The following is a 5,782-nucleotide window of genomic DNA, read 5'->3' on the forward strand; positions in this document are numbered from 1 at the left end:
CCGCGTCTCGATTGCTCGGCCTCCATGGCCGCCAGCGGCGCACTGGCGCGGGCCAAGGGCGTGCTGCTGTCGCTGATGGAAGAGGCCTACCGCCGCCGCGAGCAGGTGGCGCTGATCTGCTTTGCGGGCACGCGCGTGGAATTGCGCCTGCCGCCGCGCAAGGCAGCGGCCTGGAATGACGACTGGATCGCTCCCATTGGCGGGGGCGGCGGCACGCCGCTGCAGGCGGCCGTGGAGCAGGCGGGCCAGTTGCTGCAGCGCCATTGCGGCGCAGAGGCCTCCTGCCAGGGCTGGCTGTGGCTGCTCACCGACGGCCGCACGCGCGAGCGGCCTGCGCGGCCTGCGGCGGCGCAGGAGGCAGGCATCGTGGACTTCGAATCAGGCCGCGTGCGCCTGGGCCGGGCCGCTGCGCTGGCTGCCGCCTGGGACGCACGCCATGTGCGGGCCGATGATTTCGCAGGCTGATCTGCGGCTCTGACGAGGTCAGGCCGGCCAGCTCAGCTCGAACAGCGCGCCGCCGCGCTCGCCCGGCAGGCATTGCGCCCGCCCGCCATGGGCCTGGGCAATGGCCTGGACCACGGCCAGGCCCAGTCCGCTGCCCTTGCTGGCCCCCACGCCGGCGTTTTTGCGGCTGCGGGCGCCTTCGCCGCGCTGGAAGGCGTCGAAGATGCGCGGCGCAAGGTCCGCCGCCACGCCGGGGCCGCTGTCTTCCACGCGCACGGTGCACAGGCCCTGGCGCACGCGCGCGGCCACCAGCAGGGGGCCGGGCTGCGCATACAGCATGGCGTTTTCCAGCAGGGCCAGCAGGGCCTGGCGTATGCGCACGGGGTCGCAGACCACGGGCTGCTCGTCCAGCTCCAGCGCCAGTTGCAGGCCCGCCTGCTCCAGCGCCGGCCCCACGGCCAGGGTCACCGATCGCACCTCGCCGGCCAGGCAGGTCTGGCGCAGCTCCAGATGCAGGTGGCCGTTGTCCTGCAGGCCCAGCAGGCGCAGATCGTCGATCAGGCGGGTCAGCCCCTCGACCTGGGTCATCAGGCTGGCCAGCATGTCCTTGCTGGGCAGGAAGACGCCATCGGACAGGCCTTGCAGCCGTCCGCTGAGGATGGTCACGGGCGTGCGCAGCTCATGGGCGATGGCCGCGCTCCAGAAGGCGCGCTCCTGCGCCATGCCTTCCAGGCGCTGGGCCAGGCTGTTGAAGTCGTGCACCAGCTGGGCGGCCTCGTGCAGCGCGCTGTCGTCGGTGTGCGCGCGCGCCGAGAGGTCGCCCTGGGCCAGCTGGCGCAGGCTGATGGCCACCGAGTCCAGCGAGGGCAGGATGCGCCGCGATAGCCGCGTGGCCACGAAGATGGCGATCAGCAGGGCGATGACCAGGGTCAGCAGCACCCAGGCCAGCTCCACGCTGGAGGGCATCCAGCCGTCGGAGACGCTGGCCGGGTGAAAGGTCAGCAGCAGTGCATAGAAGGCGTACGAACCCAGCACGCACAGCACGACCACGGCCAGCGTGACGGCCGACATGGTCAGCACCACCTGCCGGCGCAGGCCCGGCACTGCGCTCATGGGTCCATCCCCAGCCGGTAGCCCACGCTGCGCACGCTGTCGGGCATGCCCTGCAGGCCCAGGCCTTCGAGCTTCTTGCGCAGCTTGCTGATGTGGCTGTCCACGGTGCGTTCCAGCGTGTGGCCTTCGGGCAGGCAACTGAGCAGCAGCTCGGCGCGGCTGAACACGCGCCGGGGCGAACGCACCAGGCTGGCCAGCAGGTTGAATTCGGTCACGGTGAGTTCGGGTACATGCGTGGCGCCCTGCACCTGCACGCTGACCTCGCGGCTGTCCAGGTCCACGCGAAAGGGGCCGGCCTGCAGCAGCTTGGTATCGCGGAGCCGGCCCTGGCCGCAGCGGCGCAGCACGGCCTGCACGCGCGCCACGACCTCGGCCGCATTGAAGGGCTTGCCCACGTAGTCGTCCGCGCCAATGCGCAGGCCGATGAGCTTGTCCACGTCCTGGTTGAGGGCGGTGAGCATGATGACGGGCGTGTCGCCGCGCCGGCGGATTTCGGACAGCACCTGCCAGCCGTCGAGGCGTGGCATCTGCACGTCGAGAAGAACGAGATCGGGTTTCAAGTGGTGGTGCAGTTCAAGGGCCTGCTGGCCATCGGCGGCATGGACGGTGCGCAGGTCGCTGCGGGCCAGGTAGGCGCACAGGATGTCTGCGATCTCGGGCTCGTCCTCGGCAACGAGGATGAGCGATGTCGATGGCTGGAAAGGCAAGGGCTGGGCAATGATAGAAGCCATTTTGGGTCGCGGCGGCGGCTGTGTTCATCTCCATCGTTCTTCCACATTTCCCGGGCCGAAATGCCATCGAAAGAACGCAAGCTGTTTCCCTGTGCCGCCGCCATTGGCCGGCATGCGAAACAAAGCGATGAATATGAAGTCACAGCGGCAGTGCCGTATGAGCGGGTGGAGCGGTCAGCTTTTGCAGCGGCTCCCTGAGTGAATGGCCCTTGCGGCAACACGCCGCAGGCCGAAGCCGCACCGGCAGGAGTTTCCTTCATCCCCATGCCTCCTGGCAATCTGGATTTGCATCCGGATGGCCCCTCAGATGATTCGGCGCCAGGCGCCGTATTTTTTCCGCAGCGCGCCCTGGCGCGCATTGAAAACCAGACCTCGCGTCCATGCCACAGTTCTTCATTCACCGGCCCGTCTTTGCCTGGGTCATCGCGCTGTTCATCGTGCTGCTGGGCGTGCTCGCCATCCCGCAATTGCCGATATCGCGCTATCCCACGGTGGCGCCGCCCACGGTGAGCCTGTATGCCACCTATCCGGGCGCCACGCCCAAGACGCTCAATGATTCCGTGGTCTCGCTGATCGAGCGCGAGCTGTCCAGCGTCCGCCACCTGCTGTACTTCGAGTCCTCGGTGGACACCTCGGGCTCGGCCGAGATCAAGGCCACCTTCAAGCCCGGCACCAACCCGGAGCTGGCCCAGGTGGATGTGCAAAACCGCATCAAGGCCGTGGAGCCGCGCCTGCCGCAGGCCGTGCGCCAGAACGGGCTGCAGGTGGAGTCGGCCACGTCGAGCTTTCTGCTGCTGGTGGGCCTGATCTCGCCGGGCGGCGAGTTCGACGAGCTGGCACTCAATGACTACATGGCGCGCAATATCGTCGAGGAGCTGCGGCGCATCGAGGGCGTGGGCCGCGTGCAGCTGTTCGGTACCGAGCAGGCCATGCGCGTCTGGGTCGATCCGGCCAAGCTGATCTCCTACGGGCTGTCCATGGGCGACCTCACCCAGGCCATCCAGCAGCAGAACATGCAGATCGCCCCGGGCCGCGTGGGCGATGCGCCGACCGCGCCGGGCCAGCGCGTGACCACGCCGCTGACGGTGCAGGGCCAGCTGACCTCGCCCGAGCAGTTCGCGGCCATCGTGCTGCGCGCCCATGCCGACGGCTCCCGCCTGGTGCTGGGCGACGTGGCGCGCGTGGAGCTGGGTGCGCAGTCCTATGCCTTCTCCAACCGCGAGGATGGCAAGCCCGCCACCAGCGCCGCCGTGCAGCTGTCGCCCGGTGCCAATGCCGTGCGCACGGCCGCCGCCGTGCAAAAGCGCATGGCCGAGCTGGCCTCCATCCTGCCGAGGGGCATGGAGCACACCATCTCGTTCAACACCGCGCCCTTCGTCAAGATCTCCATCGAGAAGGTGGTGCAGACCCTGGTCGAGGCCATGGTGCTGGTCTTCCTGGTGATGTACCTGTTCCTGCAGAACCTGCGCTACACGCTGATCCCGGCCATCGTGGCGCCCGTGGCGCTGCTGGGCACCTTCGCCGTGATGCTGGTGGCGGGCTTTTCCATCAACGTGCTGACCATGTTCGGCATGGTGCTGGCCATCGGCATCATCGTGGACGACGCCATCGTCGTGGTCGAGAACGTGGAGCGCCTGATGGCCGAGGAGGGCCTGTCGCCGCGCGATGCCACGCTCAAGGCCATGAAGGAGATCACGGGCGCCATCATCGGCATCACCCTGGTGCTGACGGCGGTGTTCATTCCCATGGCGTTCGCCAGCGGCTCGGTGGGCGTGATCTACCAGCAGTTCACGCTGTCCATGGCCGTGTCCATCCTGTTCTCGGCCTTCCTGGCCCTGAGCCTGACGCCGGCGCTGTGCGCCACCTTGCTCAAGCCGGTGGCGGCAGGCCACCATGAGAAGAAAGGCTTCTTCGGCTGGTTCAACCGCGGCTTCGAGCGGCTGACGAACCGCTACGAGGCCCATGTCACGGGCCTGGTGCGGCGCACGGGCCGCATGATGCTGCTGTTCGCGGCCATCGTGGCCATCCTGGTGTTTGCGCTGCGCCAGCTGCCCTCGGCTTTCCTGCCCGAGGAGGACCAGGGCTACTTCATGACCTCTATCCAGCTGCCGGCCGATGCCACGGCCGAGCGCACGCTGGACGTGGTCAAGCGCTATGAGGAGCATGTGGCGCAGCGCCCCGGCATCGCCTCCAGCATCTCGGTGCTGGGCTTCAGCTTCGCGGGCTCGGGCCCGAACGCGGCCATGGCCTTCACCACGCTCAAGGACTGGGACCAGCGCAACGGCGCCACGGCCGGCGAGGAAGTCTCGCTCGCGCAAAAGGCCATGGAACACGCGCCCGAGGGCGCCATCATGGTGCTGCAGCCCCCGGCCATCGATGAGCTGGGCACTTCCTCGGGCTTCACCATGTACCTGCAGGACCGCACGGGCCAGGGCCATGCCGCGCTCAAGTCGGCCACCGACCAGTTGCTGGCGCTGGCCGGCAGCAGCAGCGTGCTGGGCTCGGCCTACCAGGACAGCCTGCCTTCGGGCACCAGCGTGCGGCTGGAGATCGACCGCCAGAAGGCCCAGGCCCTGGGCGTGGGCTTTGCCGCCATCAGCGAGACGCTGTCCACGGCCATGGGCTCGCTGTACGTCAACGACTTCCCCAACGCCGGGCGCATGCAGCAGGTCATCGTGCAGGCCGACGCGCCCGCGCGCATGCAGATCGATGATGTGCTCCGGCTGAACGTGCGCAACGCTGCGGGCGGCATGGTGCCGCTGGCCGAGTTCGCCACGCCCGTGTGGTCCGAGACGCCGCTGCAGCTGGTGCGCTACCAGGGCTTCCTGGCGTCGCGCATCTCGGGCACGCCTGCGCCCGGCACATCCAGCGGCGCGGCCATGGCCGAGATGGAGCGGCTGGTGGCCCAGTTGCCGCCCGGCTTTTCCGTGGCCTGGACCGGCCAGTCGCTGCAGGAGCGCCAGTCGGCCGCGCAGGCGCCCCTGCTCATGGCCCTGTCCATGCTGGTGGTCTTCCTGGTGCTGGCCGCGCTGTACGAGAGCTGGTCCATCCCGCTGTCGGTGATGCTGGTCGTGCCCCTGGGCCTGCTGGGCGCGGTGGCCGCCGTGCTGCTGCGCGGCATGCCCAACGACGTGTTCTTCAAGGTGGGCCTGATCACCATCATCGGCCTGTCGGCCAAGAACGCCATCCTGATCGTGGAATTCGCCAAGCAGCTGCGCGAGGAAGGCCAGGACCTGCGCGAGGCCGCCATCAAGGCCGCGCGCCTGCGGCTGCGGCCCATCCTCATGACCTCGCTGGCCTTTGCGCTGGGCGTGGTGCCGCTGATGCTGGCATCGGGCGCCAGCGCCGAGACCCAGCACGCCATCGGCACGGGCGTGTTCGGCGGCATGGTCAGCGGCACGGTGCTGGCGGTGTTCTTCGTACCCGTCTTCTTCGTCTTCGTCCTTGAATGGCAGCGGCGCATCGCCGGGCCGCGCGGCAGTGCGCGCCGGCCG

The 5,782-nt window shown here is 68.9% G+C and carries 4 protein-coding genes; 2 read left to right on the top strand and 2 right to left on the bottom strand.

The window, feature by feature from the left end:
- Window positions 1–465, top strand: a 465-nt coding sequence (locus L995_RS28235) for a vWA domain-containing protein (RefSeq protein WP_052195880.1), incomplete at its 5' end; no start/stop codon positions are given.
- Between the two features lie 18 nt (window positions 466–483).
- Here L995_RS28235 and L995_RS28240 read toward each other — a convergent pair.
- Both L995_RS28240 and L995_RS28245 read right to left on the bottom strand, forming a co-directional pair.
- Complete coding sequence (locus L995_RS28240) at window positions 484–1,557, bottom strand: ATP-binding protein (protein ID WP_016448780.1); 1,074 nt, start codon at window positions 1,555–1,557, stop codon at window positions 484–486.
- The gene (locus tag L995_RS28245; protein ID WP_016448779.1) at window positions 1,554–2,288 is read right to left on the bottom strand and encodes a response regulator; all 735 of its coding nucleotides are present in this window, start codon (window positions 2,286–2,288) and stop codon (window positions 1,554–1,556) included. Before L995_RS28245 ends, L995_RS28240 begins: the two co-directional genes overlap by 4 nt.
- A 380-nt stretch (window positions 2,289–2,668) precedes the next feature.
- On the opposite strand from L995_RS28245, the gene L995_RS28250 reads away from it, so the two are divergent.
- The coding region (locus L995_RS28250) for an efflux RND transporter permease subunit (protein WP_047474690.1) at window positions 2,669–5,782 on the top strand (3,114 nt) is incomplete at its 3' end.

Origin of the sequence: Delftia sp. ZNC0008, assembly GCF_000799035.1 — a bacterium.
Lineage (GTDB): Bacteria > Pseudomonadota > Gammaproteobacteria > Burkholderiales > Burkholderiaceae_C > Comamonas > Comamonas tsuruhatensis.